Source organism: Deinococcus sp. (genome assembly GCF_018260555.1).
Classification (GTDB): domain Bacteria; phylum Deinococcota; class Deinococci; order Deinococcales; family Deinococcaceae; genus Deinococcus.
In genome coordinates this window covers 1-23,911 of sequence record NZ_JAGLBB010000028.1, presented here as the reverse complement: position 1 = coordinate 23,911, position 23,911 = coordinate 1, and the positions used below count along the sequence as shown (strand labels likewise).

Here is a 23,911-nt window from a genome sequence, read left to right as displayed (position 1 = left end):
ACCGCAGTCCGTATCAACGTCCAAGCTGACATGACGAGATTCCGGGAAACCGCCGGAAGCTCTCCAGTCCCACTTCAATGTCCTTCTTTTGCTCCGCGCTCTGCGCGGTTTATCTGCAAGATAAACGCATTGTTTTTCGGTGCGACCTATCCTACAGGCCGCGCGCCCTGAGCCACGTGCGGTAGCTGTACATCTCGCTGGCCTGCGCGGTCACGATGTCGCGCGCGAGCTTCAGTACCCGTGCGTCCTGACCCTGTTGCAGGGCGAGGTTGGCCATGTCCACCGCAGCCGCGTGGTGGGGCAGCATGCCCTGCACGAACGCCACGTCGGGATTCCCGGCTGCCTTCGGCGCGCTGGACATCCCGCTCATCCCGGCACTCATGGCCGGGTCCGCTCCTCCGAACGTGCCCAGCAGGGTGTTCATCTGCACGATCTCACGCGTCTGGTCGCGGATCACAGCGGTTGTCCAGGCCTTGACTTTGGCGTCCCGGCTGACTGGCAGCGCGGCGCGGGCCATGGCGACGGCCATCTGGTGGTGGGGAACCATCATGCTCAGGAACGCCCGGTCGAACGCCCGGCCCCGCAATTTCCGCAACGCGCTCAGTTCCGCGCCCTGACTCCCGGGGCCCGCGGCCTCGGCGCCCGGCGCGGCGCTGTGATGCATGCCCGGCATGGCCGTCTGCGCCGACGCCCCTGCTGACAGCAGCGTCAGCGTGATCAGGAAAGCGCGCAGTGTGGGGATAGGGGCCGGAAGGTGCGTCACGTAACCGAGGGTACGCCTTCTGCCAAACTCGTGTAAAGCACGTGGGCCGCCGGCACCGACTGGCGCCCGATCTGATGCGCATTGCGATTGATCCGGGACTGCACCGAATTAAGCCGGGCGGATACGCGGAGGAACAACAGACCCCCCTTTCACGGTATGGAACGCAGTCCGGATGACGCGGGGTGCCGGGAGCGTGGGCGCTCAGGCGGTGGCGGTCTGTGGGGTCAGCAGCAGGGCGCGCAGTTTCTGGGTGTCCTCGTGGAAGCCCCGGATGCCCTCGGCGAGTTTCTCGTTCGCCATGGGGTTGGCGGCCAGCGCCCAGCGGAAGTCGGCTTCGGTCACGGCCGCTTCCGTCTCGGTGGCGGGCTCGTCTCTCAGTGCCCGCTCCAGCGGGGTGTTGTCGGCGGCCAGTTCGCCCAGCAGGGCGGGGCTGACGGTCAGGCGGTCGCACCCGGCCAGTGCGCGGACCTGCGCGGCGCTGCGGAACGACGCGCCCATGACGACCGTGGGGTACCCCTGCGTCTTGAAGTGACGGTAGATGGTGCGCACGCTCTGCACGCCCGGGTCCTCGTCGATGGCGTAATCGGCGGTGCCGGTGCTCTTCTTGTACCAGTCGGTGATGCGGCCCACGAACGGCGAGATCAGGTACGCGCCGGCCTGCGCGGCGGCCACGGCCTGCTCCAGGCTGAACACCAGCGTCATGTTGCAGCGGATGCCCTCGGCTTCCAGCACGCGGGCGGCCTGCACACCCTCCCAGGTGGTCGCCAGTTTGATCAGGATGCGGTCCTTGCTCACGCCCTGCGCGGCGTACAGGTCGATCAGGTGGCGGGCCTTGGTGAGCATGGCGTCCGTGTCGAAGGACAGGCGGGCGTCCACCTCGGTGCTGACGTAACCGGGCACGATGCGGGTCAGTTCGGTCCCGATGCGCACGGTCAGCTGATCGATGGCGGCCTCGACATCCCCGAGTCCCTGCGCTTCCTTCAATACCTGCGCGTACCCGCTGAGGCTGGCGGCCTTCAGGATCAGTGAGGGATTGGTGGTGCAGTCCTGCGGCTGGTAGCGGCGGATGGCGTCCAGGTCGCCCGTGTCGGCCACGACAACCGTCATCTGCTTGAGTTGTTCAAGTGCGTTCATATGTGAACCTCCGGTTCGGAAGGAAGGGGGGGGGTCAGGGCAGTGCAGGCGGGAGGGCGACGGGCACGGGACGGCCAGCCGCACGACACTGCGTACCATACGCCCCGCTTTCCGGGGAGTGCGGCGTTCATCCAGACGTTTCCTTGAACGGCCGTTCATCCAGAGTCGGTCGCGTGCCCTCACGGGCGGTTGGTGCGGGCGGGGACGGAGGGTGCCTGGGACAACTGATACGGATTCCGCTCCATGCCGCCCAGGGGACTCTGTTATTCCTCCTGGCATCCGCGCGGATTGATTCGGGATTGCACCAAATCCAATGCAGTCCGGATCAGTCGCTGGCCTGTTCCTGCTCGGCGCGGTAGGCGGCCATGTCGATCACGAAGCGGTACTTCACGTCGTTGTTCAGCATGCGCTCGTAGGCCTCGTTGATGTCCTGCATGCGGATCATCTCGACTTCGGGGACGATGCCGTGCTCGGCGCAGAAATCCAGCATCTGCTGCGTCTCGGCGATTCCGCCGATGTTGCTGCCCGCCACGCTGCGCCGCTGCCCGACCAGGGGCAGGCCGCTGAGGCCGACGGGTTCCAGCGCGCCCACGATCACCAGTTGCCCGTCGCGCCTGAGGGTCATCAGGTAGGGATTCAGGTCGTGGCCGCTGGGCACAGTGCTGATGATGAAATCGAAGCGGCCCCGCGCGGCCTTCATGGCGGCCCTGTCGGTGCTGAGTACCACGTGGTGCGCGCCCAGGCGGAGGGCGTCGTCGGCCTTGCCCTGCGAGGTCGTGAACAGCGTCACGTCGGCCCCCATCGCGACCGCCAGTTTAATGCCCATGTGCCCCAGGCCGCCCAGCCCCACGATGGCGACCTTGTGGCCCTTGCCGATCTTCCAGTGGTTCAGCGGCGAGAACATGGTGATCCCGGCGCACAGCAGCGGCGCAACCGCCCTGATGTCCAGCGACTCCGGGACGTGCACGGCGAAGCCTTCGGTCACGACGATGGCGGTGGAGTACCCGCCGTGCGTGGGGAGTCTGGTGTCGCGTTCACGCGAGTTGTACGTCCAGGTAGCGCCGTTCTCGCAGTACTGTTCGAGGCCCTCGGCGCAGGAATCGCAGTGCTGGCAGGAGTCCACCATGCAGCCCACCCCCGCGAGATCCCCGACCTTGAAGCGGCTGACCTGCCCGCCCACGGCGCTCACGCGTCCCACGATCTCATGGCCGGGCACCAGCGGGTAGATGGCTGGGCCCCACTCACTGCGCGCCTGGTGCACGTCCGAGTGGCACACGCCGCTGTACAGAATCTCGATCTGAATGTCGGTGGGTTTCAGGTCCCGGCGCTCGATCACGTGCGCCTGAAGGGGGGTGGTGGCGTCGGGGGCGGCGTAGGCGTGCACTCTGGTCATGTCGAACTCCTGGGAGAGGGCTCCGTGCGTCGCTGGGCCGCAAGAACGTGGCCGTGTGTGGTTCCGGCCTGAAGTGAACCGGGCGTGAGGCCATCTGGTGCGTGAAACGAGGAACGTCGGTGGCGTGCCCGGAAGGCTACGTCCAGGTACGCTGCCCAAATCAGTAAAGGCCCACAAAGTGACACGGATTCCGGGTGATTCAGAACTGCACCGAATCAATCGGAGCGGATGCGAGTGGGAACAGCAGACGGATTGGGCGGGATGAAGCCACAGGCGGTGCTTTTGCGACTGTGGCGCAGTTGCGCGCAGTCCCTATGACGCGACCTGCCCGCACAATGTCAAGAGCGTCCGCTGGCCGTTACAGCCACCCCTGGCGCAGCGCCTTGACGGCCGCCTGGGTCCGGTCGGCGGCCTGGAGTTTCAAGAGGATGTCCTGCACGTGGAGTTTCACGGTGCTGACGCTCACGCCCAGTTCAGTGGCAATGTCGCGGTTGGGCAACCCATCGGCAATCAGGCGCAGGACTTCGAGTTCACGCGGGGTCAGCAGCGGGGCCGTGCCGGGCGTGCGGACGCTGCCCAGCACGTGATGCGCCACCTGCGGGTCCAGGTACGCACTGCCCGCAGCGGCGGCGCGCACGGCGAGCAGCAGCAGTTCGGGCCGCGCGCTTTTCAGGCAGTAGGCGGCGGCGCCCGAGGCGAGCGCCGCGAACACTTCCTGGCGCAGGTCGTGCGCGGTGAGCATCACGATCCGCACGTCCGGCCAGCGGCGGCGGATCTCTGCGGCCGTGCGGATGCCGTCCATGCCGGGCAGGCCGATATCGATCACGGCGACGTCCACGCCCAGGCCGTCGAGTCGTTCGAGGCCTTCTTCGCCGCTTCGGGCCTCGGCGACGACGCGCAGGTCGGGTTCGAGGTTCAGGGTGACGCGCAGGCCGTCACGGGTGAACGCATGATCCTCGATCAAGAGAATGCGGATGGGACCGTGCGGCTGGTCGGGCAGGGAACCCGGCGTGGATTCAGTCATGTGGGGTGCCTCCATCGACCGGCAGGGTCAGGATGAACAGGCTGCGCTGCTGTGTGCGGACGTAGCGGACGTTGCCGCCGTGCCCCTCGGCGATTCGGCGCGTGAGGTACAGGCCCAGGCCCGTGCCGCCCCCCGCGCCGCCACTGCGGAATCGCTGGAACAGGTGCGGCTCCCGCGAGATCGGCACGCCCGGCCCGTCGTCCTGCACGGTCAGCGTGACCTCGCCGTCCTCGTCCGTCAGGGTGACCCGCAGCGTTCCGTCGAGCGGACTGAACTTCACGGCGTTGTCGAGCAGGTTCTGTACGGCGCGCCGCAGGTCGTGCGGGCGGCCCTGCACGTGCGCGGCGCTCAACTGACGCTCCACCTGCAGGCGGCTGGCTTCGGTGCGGGGCCGCAGGTCCTCCAGGACGCCCTGCACCAGCGTTCGCATGTTCACGTCGCTGATCTGGTCGTCGGTCTCGCCGCTCTCGTATTTGGTGACCAGCAGCAGTTTCTCGGCCAGGGCCAGCAGGGCGGCGTTGGCGTTCAGGCCATTTTCCAGGGTGTCACGGTAGGCCTGCGGGAGCGGACCGTACGCGCCGCGCAGCGCGCCATGCATGTTCATGGCGTTCGCCAGGAGTGGGGTGCGCAGGTCGTGTGAAAAGGCGTACACGAGGTCGCGCAGCAGCTCGCCACGCTCCCTGAGCTGCTCGCGCCCGGCGCGCAGATCGTCGAGCAGGCGGGTGCGGTCCAGCAGGGGTTGCAGGGCCGACGCGGCCTCACCGATCAGGGACAGCGGCGTCTGTGGGCCGCGCAGGATCAGCAGCAGGTCGCTGTCATTGGCGCGTTGCAAGCGGGCCAGCACGACACGCCCCCCGTCGGCCGCCCAGACGTTCCCGGCCCCGACCGGGCGCGCCAGGAAGTCCAGTGGCAGTCGCTTATCCAGCCAGGACGGAGCGGGCGGGTCCAGGTCCGGGGCGGCCGCCAGGGCGTGCGGGGGAAGCAGGACGGCCCGCACGGCGGCCCCCACCTCGACGCTGCGCGCGCCGGTCAGGTGTTGCAGGGACGCTGCGGCGCGCGCCACGAATTCCGGCTGTCCCAGCGGGCCTCCCATGTCCTCGGCCAGTCGGCGTAGCAGCCGCTCGCGGGTCAGCAGGCGCTCGTCCTCCGCGATCCGGACCGCCTGTTCGGACGCCTCGCGCGAGCGCAGGGTCAGGCCGCCCACCAGCAGGATCGCCAGCACACTGACCACGCGGTTCGAGAGGTCAGAGCGGCTAAATCCGTCCCCCAGGGCGTTGGACACGGCGGCCAGCACGGACGCCAGAACGCTCAGCAGGGTCAGTACGACCACCGGACGGCGCGAGGTCCCCAGCGCCGAGAGGGCCACCGGGACCGTCAGCAGCGTGCCCACCACCAGCGACGCCGGGGTCAGCAGGTCGGTCAGCAGCACGCACGCCAGAGTACCCAGGCACACCGCCCAGAGGGTGCCGTCACCGAGCGGTAGTCGGGGCGGCGGGAACAGAATCTGCAGCGCCTGTCTCATACGGACTCCAGCTGAAGGGGGCGCGGCGCCCGTTCAACCCGGGCGGACGCGGGCCCGTTCACGGCGGATTGCGGACGTGGAACCGGCAGATCGCCGCGCTTCCGATCTGCGGGGAGGACAGACGGAATTCGTTTCATCACGCCCGAGGCTACCCGAAACGCGCGGCGCGTGACTGGCCACTTGGCCAGTCCGCTTGGCCGGGCGGAGAATGGTGGGCGCGGCGGGCGCGGCGCAGCATTACTGACGTATGAACACCCTGCTGCTTGTGCTGGTGCTGGCCCTGATCGTTTACCTGCTGTACGCCCTGATCCGCGCGGAGCGGTTCTGATGTCGGCCCTGCTGCCCACCCTGCTGGGCCTGCTGATTCTGCTGGCCCTGTTCGCCCTGGTCGCGCTGGCCCTGAGCGTCCCGACGAGGCTCTGACATGGACATCCTCCTGACGGTTCTCCTGACGGCCCTGCTGGCCGCCCCACTGGGTCTGCTGATCGCCCGGCTGTACGCGGCGCCCGCCTCGCGCCTCACGTCGGGCCTGCTGCGGCTGTGCGGCGTGAACGCGGCGCTCGGCATGAACTGGCGGCAGTACAGCGTGGCCCTGCTGGGTACCAACGCCGTGCTGGCGGCCGCCGCGTACCTGGTTCTGGTCACGCAGGGCGCCCTTCCGCTGAACCCGGACCACATCGGCGCCATGCGCTGGGACACGGCGCTGCACACGGCCGCGAGTTTCATCACGAACACCAACCAGCAGCATTACAGCGGCCAGAGTGGCCTGAGTTACTTCTCGCAGCTGGTCGCCATCGTGACCTTGCAGTTCGTGACGCCCGCCGCTGGCATGGCCGCGCTGTTCGCGGTGCTGCGGGGCCTGCGCGGAGAGGTGAACGTCGGCAACTACTACCTGGACGTGACGCGCGCCCTGGGCGCCCTGCTGCCCGCCTCGCTGCTGCTGGCCGTCCTGCTGACCTCGCAGGGCGTGCCCAGCACCTGGAGCGGCGCGAAAAGCGCCACGCTGCTGCAACCGCAGCGGGTGGAAGGTCAGCTCCTGACCACCCAGACCATTCCGGTCGGTCCGGTGGCGGCCATGGTCGCCATCAAGCAGCTCGGCACGAACGGCGGCGGTTGGTACGGCCCGAACTCCAGCACGCCGCTGGAGAACCCCACGCCCCTGAGCAACCTGGCCAGCATGGTCAGCCTGATCCTGTTCCCGGTGAGTCTGGTGATCGCCAGCGGCGTGTTCCTGAACCGCCGCCGCTTCAGCGCGGCGCTGCTGGGCGTGATGACCGTCACCTCGGCCGCGCTGATCACTGGGGTGGTCCTCGCAGAGCGGCAGCCGAACGCGGCGCTGCTGGGCCATGCCGCGCGCGGCGGGAACATGGAAGGCAAGGAAGTGCGCCTCGGTACGGACGCCACGGCGCTGTGGGCCAGCCTGACCACCCAGACGAGCAACGGATCGGTCAGCGGCATGCACGACAGCCTCAACCCCCTGGGCGGCCTGGTCCCGCAACTCGGCATGTTCCTGAACGACGTGTACGGCGGGATCGGCGTCGGCATGATCAACATGCTGGTGTTCGTGATCCTGACCGTGTTCATCGCCGGACTGATGGTGGGCCGCACGCCGGAACTGTTCGGCCGCAAGATCGAGGTCCGCGAAATCAAACTGGCGTCCCTGCTGATCCTGCTGCAACCCGCGCTGGTGCTGGGGTTCACGGCCCTGACGCTGGCCGTGCCCAGCCTGAGCGGCACCTCTAACCCCGGCTTTCACGGACTGTCGCAGGTGCTGTACGAGTACAACAGCGCCTACGCCAACAACGGGAGCGGTTTCGAGGGCCTGGGCGACAACACGCCCTGGTGGAACGTCACCTGCGCCGCCGTGCTGATCCTGGCGCGTTTCCTGCCGATCCTGGCGCCCCTGGCCATCGCGGGCCTGCTGGCCACGAAGAAGGCCGCGCCGGAAACGAGCGGCACGCTGCGCGTGGATACGCCCGTCTTTGCCGGAATGCTGCTGGGCGTGATGGTCCTGCTGCAACTCCTGAACTTCGCGCCCGCCCTGGTGCTGGGCCCGGTCGCCGAGCAGCTGAGCCTCACCCGGGCCGCCGCCACCACCCCCGCTGCCTCCACGGCCGCCACCACGCCCGCCACCACGCCCGCCGCCCCCACACCTGCCGCCGTGCCCACCACCCACTCTGCCCCCCTGACCGGAGCCGCCCGATGACCACCCAGTCCCACCCGACCACGCCGGAACCGGCCTCCCCCTCCAACCCCGGGCCCACTCCGTCAGGGCCCACCCCGAGCCCGCGCCGCAACCTGTTCACGCCTGACCTGCTGCGCGACGCCTGGAAGGCCAGCCTGACGAAACTCGACCCGCGCCGCATGGCGAAAAGCCCCGTGATGTTCATCGTGCTGGTCGGCGCCGTCCTGACTGCCGCCCTGACCGCAGGCGACCTGATCGCGGGCCGCGACTGGGCGTACGGCGCGGCCATCAGCGCCCTGCTGCTGCTGACCGTGCTGTTCGCGAACTTCGCCGAGGGGCTGGCCGAGGCGCGCGGCCGGGCCCAGGCGCAGGGTCTGCGCGCCGCCCGCCAGGACACCCCTGCGCGGCTGCTGCGCGGCGACACGGAGACGACCGTGCCCTCCAGCGACCTGCGGCGCGGCGACCTGATCATCCTGGAGGCCGGCGACCTGATCCCCGGCGACGGCGAGATCACCGAGGGAATGGCCAGCGTGGACGAGAGTGCCATCACCGGCGAGAGCGCCCCCGTGATCCGCGAGGCCGGCACCGATCACAGCGGCGTGACCGGTGGCACCCGCGTCCTGAGCGACCGGATCGTGGTGCGTGTCACCTCGCAGCCCGGCGAGAGCTTCCTGGACCGCATGATCGCGCTCGTCGAGGGTGCGAGCCGCCAGAAAACCCCGAACGAACTGGCGCTCGGCATCCTGCTGGTCGCCCTGACCCTGATCTTCCTGATCGTCGTGGCCACGCTGCCCGCCCTGGCCAGCTTCGCGGGCGTGCGCGTGGACACCGTCACGCTGGTCGCGCTGCTGGTGTGCCTGATTCCCACCACCATCGGCGGCCTGCTGCCGGCCATCGGCATCGCCGGAATGGACCGCGCCCTGCAGGCGAATGTGATTGCCCGCAGCGGCCGCGCCGTCGAGGTTGCGGGCGACGTGGACCTCCTGCTGCTCGACAAGACCGGTACCATCACCATCGGGAACCGCATGGCCACCCGCTTCGCGCCGCTGACCGGCGTGACCGAAACCGAACTGGCCCGCGCCGCCGCGCTGTCCTCGCTGGCCGACCCCACACCGGAAGGCAAGAGCATCGTCGCCCTGGCCCGCACCCTGACCGAACTGCCCGCCCGCCCGGACGGCGCGGAGTTCATGGAGTTCAGCGCGCAGACCCGCATGAGCGGCGTGGATTACGTGGACACACTCGGCGGCGCGCAGACCGTGCAGATCCGCAAGGGCGCCGCCGACCGCATGGCCCGCTTTGCTGCCGGGTTCAGTGCGGGCGCGGCCGTGGACTCCGCTGAACTGGACGCCCTGGTCGCCGGGATTGCGCGCTCCGGCGGCACGCCCCTGACCGTCGCCGAGGTACGCGGCGGTGTGGCCCGCGTGCTGGGCGTGGTGGCGCTGTCGGACATCGTGAAACCCGGCATGCGTGAACGTTTCGAGCAGCTGCGCCGCATGGGCCTGCGCACCGTGATGATCACCGGCGACAACCCCCTGACCGCCGAGGCCATCGCCCGCGAGGCCGGTGTGGACGGTTTCTTGGCCGAGGCGACCCCCGAGGACAAACTCCAGATGATCCGCGACGAGCAGGCCGCCGGGCGACTCGTGGCCATGATGGGCGACGGCACCAACGACGCCCCGGCCCTCGCGCAGGCAGACGTGGGCCTGGCCATGCAGAGCGGCACGCAGGCCGCCAAGGAAGCCGCGAACATGATCGACCTGGACTCCGACCCCACCAAGCTGATCGAGGTGGTCGAGATCGGTAAGGGCCTCCTGATGACCCGCGGCGCGCTGACCACCTTCTCGATCGCCAACGACGTGGCCAAGTACTTCGCGATTCTGCCCGCCCTGTTCGCCGCGCAACTGCCCGCGCTGGCCACCCTGAACGTCATGGGCCTGAGCAGTCCACGCAGCGCCATCCTCAGCGCCGTGATCTTCAATGCGCTGGTCATCCCGGCGCTGATCCCGGTCGCGCTGCGCGGCGTGCGGTACTCGCCCGGCAGCGCCGACGCCCTGCTGGGCCGCAACCTCCTGATCTACGGACTGGGCGGCGTGATCGTCCCGTTCGTGGGCATCAAAGTGATTGACCTGCTGCTCGGTGGACTGGGCCTGTGATACGGATTCCACCTGTGATACGGCTTCCGCTCTATTCCACCACAGTCGGAAAGGCGCCGCCTGCGGCTCCATACCGCGAAACCCGTCTTCTGTTCCTACTCGCGTCCGCTCGGATTGATTCAGAACTGCACCGAATCAATCGGAATCTGCATGATGTCACCCGCCTGTCCCCGTCCCGCCGTACCCGCCTGCCCCCTGACCGAAGGAGTTGCGTCATGACCACCCAGTCCATCAACCCCAAGCCCGACACCCTGCCCGACACTCCCGCCGAGCCGTCCTTCCAGGCTGGCCCGCAACCCGGCGTTCTCAGCTGGCTGACCTTTGGGGCGTTGTGGATCGCCGTGTGTGGACTGGCGTACCCGGCCGTGACCACCCTGCTGGCCGGCGGGCTGTTCCCGGCGCAGGCGAACGGTTCGCTGATCACGCGCGGCACGCAGGTGGTCGGCTCGGCGCTGGTCGGGCAGACCTTCACAGGCGACGGGTACTTTATCGGGCGGCCCAGCGCCGCCGGGAGCGGGTACGACCCGGTGAACGCCTCGGGCAGTAACCTCGCGCCCAGCAACCCGGCCCTGCGGGAACGGGTGCAGGCGCTGTCCCGGCAGATCGCGGCCCGTGAAGGTGTGAGCGCCGACCGCATTCCCCCGGACCTGCTGACCGCCAGCGGCAGCGGCCTGGACCCGCACATCAGCCCGGCTGGCGCGCAGTTGCAGGTGCCCCGCATCGCGCGGGTGCGCGGCCTGAGCCAGGGCGTCGTCCTGAAGCTCATCGCAGACGCGACCGAGCGCAGCCCCCTGGGCCTGGGTCAGCCCGGCGTGAACGTCCTGAGGCTGAACCTGGCGCTGGACGCCGCCGCGCCACTGCCCGGCGCCGCCACACCCGCCCGCTGAGCGTGCCCGGCAAGCCTCCACCCGGGAGACAGGCTGAGCTCCAGCAGCCCGACCCCCAACAGCCCGGGCGGCAGCCTCCTGAACCCGAGCGGTTGGCCCTCCCGGGCCGCGCCGATCGTCCCGACCGGGAGCGCGGCGTGCACCGCGTGTTCATCGGCATGGCGGCTGGTGTCGGGAAGACCTGCCGCGCCCTGAACGAACTGCGTGACCGCCTGGAACGCGGCGAGGACGCCCTGATCGGCATTCTCGAAACGCACGGCCGCGCGGGCACCGCCCAGGCCGCGCAGGGTCTGCCTGTGTTCGCGCGCCGCGCCGTGCCCGGAACGTCCGGCCTGACCGAACTGGACCTTCAGGGCCTGCTGGAACGGCGGCCCCAGGTGGTCCTGATTGACGAACTGGCCCACACGAACGCGCCGGGCAGCGCGAACCCGAAACGCTGGCAGGACGTGAACGTGCTGCTGGACGCCGGCATCACGGTGCTGTCCACCGTGAACGTGCAGCATCTGGAATCCCTGAACGACACCGTGGCCAGACTGACCGGCGTGCGCGTCCGCGAACGCATTCCGGACACCGTGCTGCGCGAGGCCACTGAACTGATCCTGGTGGACCTGACCCCCCACGACCTGCGCGCCCGGCTGCGCAGCGGCCAGGTGTACAGCCCGGACCGCGCCGAACTGGCCCTCACGAACTTCTTCACGACGCCGAACCTGACGGCCCTGCGGGAGATTGCGCTGCGTCAGGTCGCCAGCGTCGTCGAGCACGTTCCGCAGGCCGCCTCTGGGGCGCGCGAGGTCGTGGTCGTCGCCGTGACGCCCACCGAGGGCGCCGCCCGGCTGATCCGCCGGGGCGGGCAACTGGCCGCGCGACTGCACGCCCCGCTGCACGTGGTCACGGTGCGGGGACAGCGCATCAGCGCCCCGCAGTCACGCCTGCTGGACACCTACCGCGCCCTGAGTGCCGCACTTGGCGGGCAGTTCGACGTGATCGGCCCGGCCGACGTGGCCGCCGCCCTGATCGCGCACGCCACACGGGTGCAGGCCACGCAGATCGTGATGGGTGAGAGCCGCCGCTCCCGCTGGTCGGGCTGGTGGCGCGGCGACATCATTCACCGTGTCCTGAGCGGAACCCGCGACGTGGACGTTCACATCATCAGCCGGGACTGACAGCCGTTCTTAGCCCAGCGCTTCCACGAACGCCGCGCCGGTACTGGCCCTCACGCCGTCCAGGGTCGCTCCGGGCATCAGTTCCGTCAGGGTCAGCTCTCCGTCCCGGAACTCGAAGACGGCCTGATCGGTGATGATCATGTTCACTGCGCCGCGCGACGTGAGCGGCAGCGTGCATTCGGGCACGACCTTGGGCGTTCCGTCCGGGTCGGTGTGTGTCATCAGGATGATCAGACGCCGCGCGCCGCTTGCCAGGTCCATCGCGCCGCCCACGCCCAGGAGCGGCTTGCCGGGCACCGCCCAGTTGGCGAGGTTCGCGTGGGCGTCCACCTGCAGGCCGCCCATGACGGCCACGTCCACGTGCCCGCCACGGATCATGCCGAAACTGTCGGCGCTGTCGAAGTAACTCGCGCCGGGTAGCGCCGTGACCGGGATCTTCCCGGCGTTCACGGGGTAGTCCAGCGCGCCGCCCTGCTCGGGGGCGGGACCGACGCCCAGCATGCCGTTTTCGGTGTGCAGGTTCACGCCGTGCGCGGGCGTGATCAGGTCCGCGACCAGCGTGGGAATCCCGATGCCGAGGTTCACCACGTCCCCGCGCCGGAGCTCCTGCAGGGCGCGGCGGGCCATGTGCATCCGGGCCTCGTCCACCTTCTTGGAGCTGCCCTTCACGTCGGCGCTGCTACCAAGCGCCTCGGCGGTCAGGGTCGCCTGCACGAGGTAATCCACGTAGAGGCCGGGTGTGTGCACCCCCTCGGGCGGGATGGTGCCCACCGGGACGATCTCCTCGACCTCCGCCACGACGAGGTCCGCGGCGGTCGCCATGGCGCGGTTGAAGTTCTGCTCGGTCAGGCGGTACTGGAGGTTCCCGGCTTCATCGGCCCGCCACGCCCGGATGAATGCCACGTCGCCGCGCAGGGCGGGCACGAAGATCATCTCCCGGCCGTTCAGTACGCGGACATCCGCGTCCCCGGCAATGACGGTTCCGGCGGCGGTGGGTGTATAGAAACCCCCGATGCCCGCGCCACCGGCGCGCAGCGCCTCGGCCAGGCTGCCCTGCGGGATCAGCTGCACCTCCAGGCGGCCCTCCTGCGCGGCGGCCACCGCCTCACGGTTACTTGTGAAGAACGACCCCACGGCCTTTCTCAGCTGCCCGTTGCGCAGGAGCCGCCCGCCACTCAGGCCCGGCTCGCCGACGTTGTTCGCCACGTACGTCAGGTCGCGCACGTCCGTCTGCGCCAGCGCGTGTACCAGATGCACCGGGTTCCCGGTCATGCCGAAACCGCCCACCAGCAGCGTCTGCCCGCTCTGTACCAGCGCGGCGGCCTGGGCGGCCGTGATGACCGGCACGTGCTTCAGGCCGGTGGGTGTCGCGGGGGCCGTCATGCTTCGATCCTCTCGATGATGGCGGCCTCGCCCTGCCCGACGCCCACGCACAGGGTCGCCAGTCCGTAACGGCCCTGGCGGCGGCCCAGTTCGTGCGTCAGCGCCACGATCAGGCGCGCGCCGCTCATGCCCAGCGGGTGGCCCAGGGCGATGGCGCCGCCGTTCACGTTCACCCGCTCGGGCGGCAACTCCAGTTCGCGGATGCAGGCCAGCGCCTGAACGGCGAAGGCCTCGTTCAACTCGATCAGGTCCAGGTCCTGCACGCTCAGCCCGGTGCGCGCCAGGACCTTCCGGGTGGCGGGAATCGGCCCCAGGCCCATCACGCGCGCCTCCACGCCCGCCGCCGCCGCGCCCACCCAGCGGGCCAGCGGCGCGACGCCCAGTTCGCGGGCCTTCGCGGCGCTCATGAGGACCAGGGCCGCCGCGCCGTCATTCAGGCCACTGGCGTTCCCGGCGGTCACGCTGCCGCCCTGGCGGAACGCGGGTTTCAGGGCTGCCAGGGTCGCCTCATCGGTCGTCAGGGTGAAGTTCCCCCCGTCCCGCCTGACACGCGGGTGCTCGTCGATGTCGAAGACGGTCACGCCCCGGCGGCCCTTGACTTTCACCGGCACGATCTCGTCTGCAAAGCGCCCGGCGTTCAGGGCGCCGAGGGTCCTGCGCTGGCTTTCCAGCGCGAAGGCGTCCTGGTCCTCGCGGGTGATCTCGCCGCCCCGGTACGCGCCTTCCCGGCTGCGCTGCGCGATGTTCTCGGCCGTCTCTCCCATTGCCTCCAGCGGGAACAGGGCCTCCAGGGCGGGGTTCGGGAAGCGCCAGCCGAGCGTGGTGTCGAAGGCGGTCACGTTTCCGTTCGCGAAGGCCTGCGCGCCCTTGGGCATCACGAGGGGCGCGCGGGTCATGCTCTCCACGCCGCCCGCCACGAACACGTCCCCGTCGCCGTTGCGGATCGCGCGGGCAGCCGTGTTCACGGCCGACAGGCCACTGGCGCACAGGCGGTTCACGGTCAGCCCCGCCACGGAGTCAGGCAGGCCCGCCAGCAGCGCCGCCATGCGCGCCACGTTCCGGTTGTCCTCGCCCGCCTGATTCGCGCACCCGAGGATGACCTCCTCGATCTGATCGGCCGGAACACCGCTGCGCGCCACCACCTCACGGATCGTCAGCGCCGCAAGGTCATCCGGGCGGACCGAGGACAGGGCGCCACGAAGAGCGCCGATGGGCGTACGAACAGCCGCGACGATCACCACGTCACGGTCGTGCAGGTCGGTCAATCTGGTCATGATGAACTCCTCCCCAAAGCAGGAAACAGGCTAGGACAACGCGGACGGAAACAGGGCCGCCCCTCAGAGCAGCCTTCACGGCGCCCACAAAAGAATGATACGGATTCCGATTGATTCGCTGCAGTACGGAACCCGTATAAGACCAGGGAACACCAGCAGCGTGCGAACCTGCGCCTAAGCAGCGAGCCCGACCGCAGCTAACATCAATCCACAGGCTAGCGTGCCTACCCCCACTGTGCACCCACCTGGGTCCGTGGAAGGCCCCCCACGCTTCAGGGCGAACGAGGGGCCAGCATGAACAAGCCCGCCAGGAATGGCGGGCCGGTCGGAAGCAGGAATGGGTGTTGGTTAGTAGGCCGGGAAACTGGTGGGCGCGGTGCACCCGCCGCTCACGGTTCCAGTCAGGGTGTAGATATTCAGGGTCAGGGTCTGACCGGGCTCCAGCGTGTCCTTCCCCGTGATCGTGCCGTCGCCATTGGTGTCCAGCGCCACTACGACCGTGTTGTTGGCGTAACTGGCCGGCGGTTCCTTGAGCCACGTGGTCCCGCCGTCAGCGGAGTACAGCACGGTAGCGGCGGGCGTCGTGGCGGGGCTGGTACGGGCGGACGTGTGAACGATGGTGAGATTGGCGTTCACCGGGTCGCGTAGGCGGGTGCCCAGCACGCTGGCGTTCCCGGTGTTCCCGAGGGTCAGCTGGTAGTTCAGCAGCGAGCAGGGCTTGACCTTCAGTGCGTCTGCGCTCATGGGCGTGCAGTTCTGCGGCTCACCTGCAGCGTTCAGGGTGCAGGTGCTCTGGGTTTTCTGCGTGCCGGGTTCGCCCTTGATGATGGTAAGGGTCGTCGCTCCCTGCACGAACTTGCAGGCGTTACCCGTGGGGGTGAAAGTGACGCTAGCCGTCTGCTGCTCATCGCGCTTGAGGGTGCTCGCAGAGGTGTAGGTCACGGTGAGCTTGGTGCTTAAGCCCCGGGCGAGCCCTCCGGACTTGGTGATCCGTGCCTGCCACGCCTGCTGAATGTCGGCGTTGCTGGCGGCCCCGTCGAAGCTGTAGAGCGCCGTGTACGTGCCGGGCAGCGCGGCGCTGAAGGTCAAGTTGCTACCGGTCCAGGCCTGCAGCCCGGTGTTCTTGAAGGTGAAGGTGACTGTGGTAGTTCCGGGGGACTTGAGGGTCGCCTGCATCGTGGTAGTGGGCGAGATCACCGCGCAGACGTTAACTGGGTTGACGGTCAGTTTGGCCGTGGATTCCTGGAAATTCTGTCCGTTGGTAGTGGTGGCCCCGCCCACTGGGATTGTGTTGGTGTAGGTGGTCTTGCTGGTGATTGTGGACGTCGCAATGACCTCCACCTGCGCCGTGCAGCTCGCGTTTTTGTTTAGCGAGATACCATTGATAACCAAGTTCCGGGTTAGGGGGTCATAGGTAGCGCTGCCGGGGCAGCCTGTCACGCTCAGTGGCATGACGGGCGCCAGGCCATCGGGGAACACATCGGTGATCGTGATGGTGTCGGCGGCGGGAGTGCTGTTAGTAATGGTGAGATTCAGCATCGTCTTCCCGTCTGCAAAGATGGTGGAGGGCGCGAAGCTCTTGTCCACGACCACGGAGGGAAGGACGTTGAGGTTCGCACTGGCAGCGGTGCCGCTGGGCGTGCCGTCGCTGGTGCTGAGGGAGGCGACAGAGCCCATAAGGGCTGTGGTGTCGCTGCCCTGAATAACATTGGTCAGGTTCCCGGATCCCATTAGTCGAATGGGTATTATGACAATATTATTGGGGTTGTTTGTATTTATGTAGATTACGATGGTCTTCCCATCTACCGTGTACCATCCTTGGTCATTTCGTAGTGCTATACAGATCCGACCTATGCCCTGAAGTGGGTCCAGGTTTTTCGGATCTAGGTCGCAAGTGCGAGTGGGGGGATTAGAGGACACGCCGCCAAGACCGTAACTACCGTCGTCCCATCGCAATACACCCGGCAGATTCACTTGCATACCCTCGGGCAACTTGTCAACGATTCGGAACGTTTCTGCGGTGGGAACTGCTGACGGATCGGAAAGCTTTGGGGTGGAAACAAACATATAGAGGATCTGCCCAGCGTACAATGCGGTAGGCGGGGTCGTGAAAGTATTGGGAGTAGAAGAGAAGGATTTGTTGAAGGTATACTTGCGCTCGCCGACGTAGTCAAACCCAACCGTAGAGCTTGGAGCGTTGACTAGGCCATCTTGAAACTCGGCCGTCGTAGCAGTAACCTTGACGTTTTGGCCGGGTACGGTCCCTTGAATCATCACCCGAGCGGAACACTCCTTGTAAGAATACACCAGTTTGTCAACGGGGCTCCCAGTGGTACTAGCGCTGGGAATATTGAGTGTGAACGAGGCGGTCTTTCCGATGACAGTCACCTGATTCCAAGGGATAGAGCCACCGCAAGTGGTTTCGATGGGTTGTTCGAGGAATCTCTGGCCATCGCTGATGGTTACATTGAACTCCCGGACATGAGGTTTCATAGCGTAATTACGATAAATAAGGGCAACCTCGTGCACAGTATTTTGGGAAAATGTTAATCTGCTGTTGTTAAGACGGAACTCGCTGGGCAATACTTGAAATTCCACTTGGTCGGTTGTTTTTTTGAAAGTATGACCGCTGGTTGAAGTAAGCTGGGGCGTAACATTCGCATAATACTGTTGAGCGAGAGGAGATTGGATCAGGACGCTGGTTTTGTCAATCCCGATAACGACCTTGCATGTCTTCCCCGGATCGAGCGTGCCATTCGAGAACACCAGACCCTTGCCATCTACCGGGAGGTTCAGCTGCCCTCCCGCGCAGGTGGTGTAGCTCGCCGCTATGTCAGTCCGAAGGCCGTGCGACCACGTGTCGGTGAAGCTCAAGCCCGTCATGGTCGTAGCCGTGTCGTTCTGCACCGTCACGGTATAGAAGGCCTGATTGTACTGCGGAAACTCTTTCAGAGTTGTTTTCCCGTAAGTGCCTTCGTTCAGAAAGGTGATAGTTGCACTTGTCGCTGGAATCGTAAGTGGATTGTTGGGCAGCAGATCCGTGCTGATATCCCCGTGCATAATGGTGTTTCGAGTAGTGCCGGTGATTACCCCAGCGTTAACAGAGACAGTGACGCTGTACGTGCAGTCGGATCCGCTCTCCAACGCCACCTTGTCGAATTTGATAGTCTGGGTGGCTGCATCGGTACTGACGCCTTGAATATTACACACGAAGTTCTGCGAGGCATATAGGCTATTGGTACGTACCGCGATTGCGCCAAACGTCATGCCGCTTCCCAGGTCCGCGCTAAAGATTCTGTCACTCAAGCTGACCTGTCGGGTGGCGCTTGTATTGTTTCTCAGGCGGAAATCCACCGTGAACACCGCCGTCATTGCACTGCTGACAGATGCGTCATCCACTTTGTTGAACCCTTTAATGATCTGCACGGGCGGCGGGGCGCTTATTTGGCTACCAGTGCCCCCATTACTGAGAGGGAGTGGGGCGTAGGTGTTGCTGAGGGCGCTGTTCTCGGGAACGGTCCCAGTGAACAGACGTAGGTCCGGATTAGGGGTAGTGAACGGCTGTCCGATCGCGTCTTCCGGATTCCCCGTATAAAGGGGGATGCTGGGGGGAACGTCAAAGAGTAGCTTACAGGTGGTCGTGACGGGCAGCGTCATACTGTTGATGGTATAGGCGCTACTTGATCCGGACACGACTGGGGTGGTATTGATGGCCAGCGTGCAGGGACTACCAACTGCAAGCCTCGGGTTGATCATGAGCGCAGGCACGGTCAGTGTGGCGCCCTGCATGCTGAGCTGCGTGGTGTTGGGGTTATTGATGGTGACGCTGGCCGTTTGCGTTGTCGGGAAGCCAGTGATGTACCAGGGATTGGGATTGGTTTTCCCCACCGCGTCCGTCTTTATAAATCCCAACACCATGAGCGCCAGGGATTTCACCTCTAATGAGGCTTCTTTGCTGATGTCGTTCGTTAGGCCCTGGTCAGTTTTAATCGCAGCGATGGGGATAATGGTTGTATAGATACCGGTAGTGGTGGAAGCGACACCCTTCACTGTGATAGTACAAACCGCGCCGCTGCTGGGCAGACTGCCGCCCGCCCATGTCAGTGTGTTGCCGCTGCTGGTCAACGCTCCGCCACAGCTGCTCTCGAAGGTGCTATCGCTGAAGCTCGTGATACCACTGACCGCGTGTTGCAACCCGACGCCGGTCAGCGGATCTGTGCCGTTGTTGGCCACGCTAAATGAGTAGGTCAGCACTCCCCCCGCTGTGATGCCCGCGGGCGAGAAACTATTAGAGATGCCAACGCTAACGGCACCTGCTGTACCGGTGAGCATGGCCGCGGCTATCAGCAAACGAAGGAGGGTCAGGAGTCTATTCATGGTGTGTCCTTGAGCATGATGCTGGGAGATGGGGAATTCAGAAGCAGTTCAGCGCGGACGTAGAAGCCAGGGGCGAAGTTCTGCGCGGCGGTGATGGGCGAGGGTCGCGACAGGTTGTACCCGCCTGTCAGGGCAAATCCGGGCAGGATGACCCCGGTGGCTTCCAGCGACAGGGCGTGTTCGGGCTGTGCGCCTCCGGTCACGCCGAACAGTCGGTACGTGGCGCCGAGGGCGGCGCGGTCAGTCAGCCAGTAGCGTCCTCCCACGTAGGCCTGATAGGAGAGGGGTTTGAGGTTCAGGGGTGAGACACCAATCAGCCCGGCGCGGGTTTCGAGCTGGCGTGTCTTGAAGTTCACTTCGGTCATGCCCCTGATCTCGCCGCTCTCGTCAGGCGCGAAGCTGCCGCTGCGCAGGCGCAGGGTGCTGAGCCACGTGACCTGCTCGGCGCGGTAGCTCACGCCGAAGGTGTACTGATGCCCGCCGGGGCTGGCAAAGACGCTCTGGCCCTGTTCCTGCGCCGTCCAGCGACCACTACTGTAGGCGGCGCTGGTTCGCAGGGCAGAGGTGACGGCGGGCTGAGCGCCTGGAATGATGGTCACGTCGGTGCCGACGCTGGCCTGCGTGGTGGTGGTGTGGTAGTTCAGGTCGCCGCTGACCGTGGCGGCGAAGCTGGGCGTGAAGGTCAGTGCGGCCCGCGTGCCCACGCTGAACTGCTCATTCAGCGGGTACTCGGCCCGGACGCCCGCCGCGAAGCGTCCCTGCGCACCGCTGCTGCCGGGCGTGCTGTAGGTCAGGTCGTACTGCGCCGCGCCGAAGCGTCCTGCCAAACCATAACTGCCCTGGGACTGCACCGCGCCGCTTTCGTAGCTCAGGCGCTGCTCGGCTTTGAATCCCAGGGTACTCGTGATGGGAACGCCGCCGCTGATGGTGGTAACAGCCCCTTCCATGCCGCTGAGCGGCTGTTCGTGGCGCACCTTGATCCCAAAGGGCGGCTGGTACTCCGCTTCCGCGATCAGCAGGGCCTGCGCGCGCGTGAAGTTGTACCCGGCCCCCACGCCGAAGCGCCAGTCCTGGCCGGGCTGGTAGGTGACGAGCGCCGAGGCGACGCCGCGTTCCGTCTGGCCGGGGGAGGTCTGGGCGGGGGAGGTCTGACCGGGGGTCTGGGTTTCCCCGCTCTCACGGTGGTAGCTGACCTGCGCCTTCACGCCAAACTGCCGGTTCAGGTCACGCTGCACTTCGGCGGACACGTCGGTCTGCGGCGCGGTGCGGCCCACGCCCTCATAGCCCGCGTCCTGGTAGACCACGCCCGCTCTGGCGCTCACGCCGTCCGCGCCGGGGCCGGGTTTCAGGCTGGCCTGCGCTTCGACCCGCACGCCTCCAGCGGCACTCACGCGGCCCTGCACGAGTGCCGTGGGCGTGCGGTACGTGCCGCGCACCCCGAAGGTGTTGGTGCGCCCGTCTGCCGTGGCGTCACTGCTCAGGCCCGCTTCTACGGTGCCGCCGCTGGGGGCGCTGGTGACAAAGTTGCCCCATTCCACACCGGCAGACACGCCGTAACGGGGCTGCGTGGGCATCCGGGCGGGATCGGCCGCGTAGGTGATCCTGAGCACCGGATCGCTCAGGTCGGGCAGCAGGACGCCGAGCGGGCGGCTGAGGATCACGCTGCCGCGCAGGTACTCCGCCGTGTAATCCTCACCTCGCGTCAGGTTGCGTTCCACGTGAACGCCGCCCTGCAGGCCGCTGACACTGACACGCTCGCTCATGGGGACGATCTCGCCGCCCGTCTCGTACACGAGTCCGGTCACGTCCGTGAAGGTCAGGGCGAGGTTGCCAGCGGGCAACAGGGCCGCGTGGCCGCTGACGAAGGTCCGCCACTGGGAGCCGGGGGCGCGGGTCACGTCGGGCGTGGACTGCACGCGAACCCCGAAGCCGTCCGCGTCCGCCGTGCGGTCAAAGAGGGTGTCCCGGGCCGCGCGGGCGGCGTAGGTGGCAGAGACGTTGGCGTTCTGGTAGCTGGCACTCAGTTGACCGTAGGCGGGGAGCGGGTTACCCGGGCCTGCGCTGTCGCCGTGGGCCAACTGGCGGTTCTCGGTGGGGTTCTGAATGCCCTGCCCGTCTGCGTTCACGCGCAGCATGCCGCCCAGCACCGGAACTTCGACGCTGGCCTGACCGCGCAGCTCAAGACTCCCGCGCAGCCCCTGGCCGCCCAGCAGCGGCGTGAGGTACAGGGTGGCGCTGCCGTAGGCGAGGGTCAGGCGCCCCTGGGCCTGTTGCAGGTCGAAGCGGGCCACGCCGGGGAAGCCGAGGCTGGAGAACTCCACGGCCCCGCTCACGCTGCCACGCAGTTTCAGCACGCCTTCACCGTTCGTGAGTTTGAGCTGGTATCCGGCGTTGGGGCTGGCGTCCGGGGTGAGCGGCTGTCCCCCGCGAATGTCCACGGTCAGCAGATCGGTCTGCACGGTGGTGCCGCGTTCATCGGCGACGCGCACCTTGAACTCCAGCGGGGTGTGTCCGTCCGCACGCAGATTGACGGGCGTGAAGATCACCTGCGAGGCGTTGCCCGGGGCAATGAAGGTGACGGTATGCCCCCCCGCCTTCACGGAGTTCTCCCCGGCCTGTAGAGGAATGGCCACGAAGGTCAGTTCCGTCCACTGGGCGGTTTCACGCTTCAGGCCGATGCGGCTTTCCGGGAGGGCCACGCCGCCCAGCGTGACGGTCTGGGACTCGCCTGCCGGGATTCGCACCGTGATGTTGGTCACGGCGCTCCGGAGGACGCTGCCCTGCACGGGCGTGCGAATCGGGTTGCCTTCCTCGTTCTCGCCTTTCCCGGCGGGTGCGTCGAGGGTCACGGCTTGGCGGTAGGCGGCCGGGTCAACCGTGCCTTGCAGGGTGTCGGCGCCTTCCGGGGTCAGGCGGATGACGCTCACCGGGTCGAGGTGACCGAGCGGGCCTTCGTGGTTCAGTTCGTACGACACGCGGGCGGTGAGGCGGCTGGTCGTGAAGTACAGCGTGCCGTCCGTGCCCTGCCGGATGGGAAGCACCTGGGCGCGTTCGTCGCGGGCGCTGCCGGGAATGACGGTGCTGCCAGCCGGGGGGCGGTGGGCGATCACCAGTTCCCCGCCGAGGAGGGTGGTGGCGGTGTCGGCCCGCACGTCGAGCGTGACCACGCTCCGGCGCTCCTGCGTGATGACGGGCGCAGGGACGGGTTCGGGGGCAGGGACGGGTTCGGGGGCAGAGACGGGTTCGGGCGCAGCGACGGGCGTCGGCGCCGGTTCGGGTTCCGGGGCAGGAACGGGCACCGGTGCGGGTACAGGTACAGGCACGGGGGCAGGGGCGGGCACCGGTGCGGGGGCAGGGGCAGCGGGAGGCACGGGCGCTGGTACGGTCAGCATCATCTGCTCACCGCTGAGTTCAACGCCGATGGTGTTGGAGAACTGCTTGGCGCTCTGCGGCTGCCGGGCCTGCAGCAGGGTGACGTCGCTGCTGGGAGTGATGTCGATCACCTGCTTTTCCGGATCACGGCCTGCGGGCAGCGTCACGCGCTCGTCGGCGCGCAACAGGGATACTTCTAATTCGTCCGGGCCGTCCGTGTCGTAGAGGGTCAGCTGGTGGACGTCCGTGCTCGGCTGGATGCGGGCCACCGTCACCCACTCGCGGCTGTGGATGTTGAGGTTCACGCGCCGGGCTCCCACCGTGGCTCCGGTGGTCTGCAGCGCGAAGCTGTTCTTCGCGTTGCCGCTGGTCGTGACGTTCAGGCTGTACTCGCCTGCCGGGAGGGACTGGTAGATCAGGAACTCCTGACCGTGGGTCACGCTGGGCTGGTAGGTGCGCTGTTTGACCACCCGGCCGCTCTGGTCACGGAGCGTGTAGGTGGTGCTCGTATTGCCGGAGCCGTAGCGTTCGTCACCGTACTCGCCCGCGCTGCGGTAATCCGTGAGGTTCAGCGCCGGACTGAAGAGCAGCACGCTCACGACGGTGCTGTTCGGCACGGTCAGGGTGAGATTCTGGTCGCCGGACAGCCACTGGAGGCCGTCACCGACCGAGGTCAGGCGCGGACTCTGCTGTTCGCGGCCGACGATCACGCGCTGACCGGATTTCACCTCGGGGGTGATGGTGGGCACTGGAGTCACGGCACTCTGGGCATGTGCGGCGCCCAGCAGCAGCGTGGCCGTCAGGACGGTGAGTCGGGACTTGGACATGGTGGTTCCTTGCGGTGAGGGAGAGTGGAGGGCCGCCCGACCCTGGCCCTGGCGGTTCATGGCGTCACCAGTCGCAGGGTCGGGTCGGTGGTCATCTGTTCGGTCGGGCCGCTGAACGTCACGTGGTAGGCGGCGACCGTCTCCACGCCGGGTTCCAGCGTCCAGGTGCGTTCGGGCCGGTCGGCGCTCTGCGCTCCGGCGGGCAGCGGGTCGCTGACTTGCACCTGCGCGGGGGCGGTGGTCGTGAGGGACCAGCGCACCATGAAGCCGCCCTGTGTGGGGGTCACGGTCTTGACGATGGTGACCGGGCCGAGGCGCAGGGTGGTCTGGCGCAGGGCCTGCCCCTGACCTTCCGGTGGGATGAGCGGGAAACTCACGTCGGTCACGCCATACACCGGCGTGATTCGCGCCCCGGTCTTGAGGTAGTCTCCCGGCACTTTCATGGGTGCGTACA

The 23,911-nt window shown here is 67.2% G+C and carries 14 protein-coding genes and 1 pseudogene; 5 read left to right on the top strand and 10 right to left on the bottom strand.

Annotated features, from left to right (window positions below; translation table 11 throughout):
- Positions 1-151: 151 nt before the first annotated feature.
- The 5 genes from QZ271_RS07230 to QZ271_RS07210 form a co-directional block, all read right to left on the bottom strand.
- A complete protein-coding gene (locus QZ271_RS07230; RefSeq protein WP_291430050.1) occupies positions 152-763 on the bottom strand; it encodes a DUF305 domain-containing protein in 612 nt (203 codons plus the stop codon).
- Positions 764-964: 201 nt separating this feature from the next.
- Positions 965-1,897: a transaldolase gene (gene tal / locus QZ271_RS07225; RefSeq protein WP_291430049.1), complete on the bottom strand. Its 933-nt coding sequence runs from the start codon at positions 1,895-1,897 to the stop codon at positions 965-967.
- A gap of 325 nt (positions 1,898-2,222) precedes the next feature.
- On the bottom strand, positions 2,223-3,290 hold the full coding sequence (locus QZ271_RS07220) for an NAD(P)-dependent alcohol dehydrogenase (RefSeq protein WP_291430048.1): 1,068 nt from the start codon (positions 3,288-3,290) through the stop codon (positions 2,223-2,225).
- 358 nt (positions 3,291-3,648) lie between these two features.
- Positions 3,649-4,314 (bottom strand): response regulator transcription factor, encoded by a 666-nt coding sequence (locus tag QZ271_RS07215; RefSeq protein WP_291430047.1) that lies wholly within the window; start codon positions 4,312-4,314, stop codon positions 3,649-3,651.
- Positions 4,307-5,836: a HAMP domain-containing sensor histidine kinase gene (locus QZ271_RS07210; protein WP_291430046.1), complete on the bottom strand. Its 1,530-nt coding sequence runs from the start codon at positions 5,834-5,836 to the stop codon at positions 4,307-4,309. Before QZ271_RS07210 ends, QZ271_RS07215 begins: the two co-directional genes overlap by 8 nt.
- Before the next feature lie 247 nt (positions 5,837-6,083).
- Here QZ271_RS07210 and kdpF point away from each other — a divergent pair, with 247 nt between their 5' ends.
- The 5 genes from kdpF to QZ271_RS07190 all read left to right on the top strand — a co-directional run bounded on the left by kdpF (position 6,084) and on the right by QZ271_RS07190 (position 12,224).
- Entirely contained in the window at positions 6,084-6,164 is an 81-nt protein-coding gene (kdpF, locus tag QZ271_RS14530) for a K(+)-transporting ATPase subunit F (protein WP_367114333.1), read from the top strand.
- A gap of 96 nt (positions 6,165-6,260) precedes the next feature.
- The gene (gene kdpA, locus QZ271_RS07205; RefSeq protein WP_291430045.1) at positions 6,261-8,042 is read left to right on the top strand and encodes a potassium-transporting ATPase subunit KdpA; all 1,782 of its coding nucleotides are present in this window, start codon (positions 6,261-6,263) and stop codon (positions 8,040-8,042) included.
- Positions 8,039-10,174, top strand: coding sequence for a potassium-transporting ATPase subunit KdpB (gene kdpB, locus QZ271_RS07200; protein ID WP_291430044.1), 2,136 nt, complete (start codon positions 8,039-8,041; stop codon positions 10,172-10,174). The genes kdpA and kdpB overlap by 4 nt, the downstream gene beginning before the upstream one ends.
- Positions 10,175-10,389: 215 nt before the next feature.
- Positions 10,390-11,061 (top strand): potassium-transporting ATPase subunit KdpC, encoded by a 672-nt coding sequence (gene kdpC / locus QZ271_RS07195; RefSeq protein WP_291430043.1) that lies wholly within the window; start codon positions 10,390-10,392, stop codon positions 11,059-11,061.
- 137 nt (positions 11,062-11,198) lie between these two features.
- Complete coding sequence (locus QZ271_RS07190; protein ID WP_291430042.1) at positions 11,199-12,224, top strand: universal stress protein; 1,026 nt, start codon at positions 11,199-11,201, stop codon at positions 12,222-12,224.
- A 9-nt stretch (positions 12,225-12,233) separates the two neighbouring features.
- On the opposite strand, the gene QZ271_RS07185 is transcribed toward QZ271_RS07190, so the two are convergent.
- The 5 genes and pseudogenes from QZ271_RS07185 to QZ271_RS07165 form a co-directional block, all read right to left on the bottom strand.
- Complete coding sequence (locus QZ271_RS07185) at positions 12,234-13,580, bottom strand: 3-oxoacid CoA-transferase (RefSeq protein ID WP_291430060.1); 1,347 nt, start codon at positions 13,578-13,580, stop codon at positions 12,234-12,236.
- A 23-nt stretch (positions 13,581-13,603) separates the two neighbouring features.
- On the bottom strand, positions 13,604-14,881 hold the full coding sequence (locus QZ271_RS07180) for a thiolase family protein (protein WP_291430041.1): 1,278 nt from the start codon (positions 14,879-14,881) through the stop codon (positions 13,604-13,606).
- A 348-nt stretch (positions 14,882-15,229) separates the two neighbouring features.
- The gene (locus QZ271_RS07175; RefSeq protein ID WP_291430040.1) at positions 15,230-19,258 is read right to left on the bottom strand and encodes a hypothetical protein; all 4,029 of its coding nucleotides are present in this window, start codon (positions 19,256-19,258) and stop codon (positions 15,230-15,232) included.
- Complete coding sequence (locus tag QZ271_RS07170; RefSeq protein ID WP_291430039.1) at positions 19,255-23,457, bottom strand: hypothetical protein; 4,203 nt, start codon at positions 23,455-23,457, stop codon at positions 19,255-19,257. Before QZ271_RS07170 ends, QZ271_RS07175 begins: the two co-directional genes overlap by 4 nt.
- Positions 23,458-23,513: 56 nt before the next feature.
- Positions 23,514-23,911: pseudogene (locus tag QZ271_RS07165) on the bottom strand (DUF11 domain-containing protein); the annotation flags it as partial.